Origin of the sequence: Parendozoicomonas verongulae (genome assembly GCF_009711465.1) — a bacterium.
Classification (GTDB): domain Bacteria; phylum Pseudomonadota; class Gammaproteobacteria; order Pseudomonadales; family Endozoicomonadaceae; genus Sansalvadorimonas; species Sansalvadorimonas verongulae.
The window spans coordinates 1779-2055 of the sequence record NZ_SMME01000617.1; the positions used below are offsets into that span (position 1 = coordinate 1779).

Consider the following 277-nt stretch of genomic DNA (forward strand, 5'->3'; position numbering starts at 1 on the left):
CGACGAAATAGAGCCTTGGCTACTAATTCCACAACACGGGCATAGCGAGGCGGGTCTTCTAAGTATTTTGCTGATAACGCCGCTGTTGCCACTAATGCTCTTTTAGGGTTGGTTTCCAGAAGGCGGAAACCTTCATCTATGTCGGGATCTGGCTGACTGGGTGAATCCGCCGAGTGATGTGCTGGAATACTTGTGGCTGTCGCTGTATTGCTTGACCTGGGGCAGGGAATGTGAGTTTTTCTGGCATCGTACTGTCCTGTCCAGTGACATGTTTGAC

The 277-nt window shown here is 50.5% G+C and carries 1 protein-coding gene; it reads right to left on the reverse strand.

Features of this window, described 5'->3' with window-relative positions:
• The coding region (locus tag E1189_RS24890; protein ID WP_230460015.1) for a hypothetical protein at positions 1–277 on the reverse strand (277 nt) is incomplete at both ends.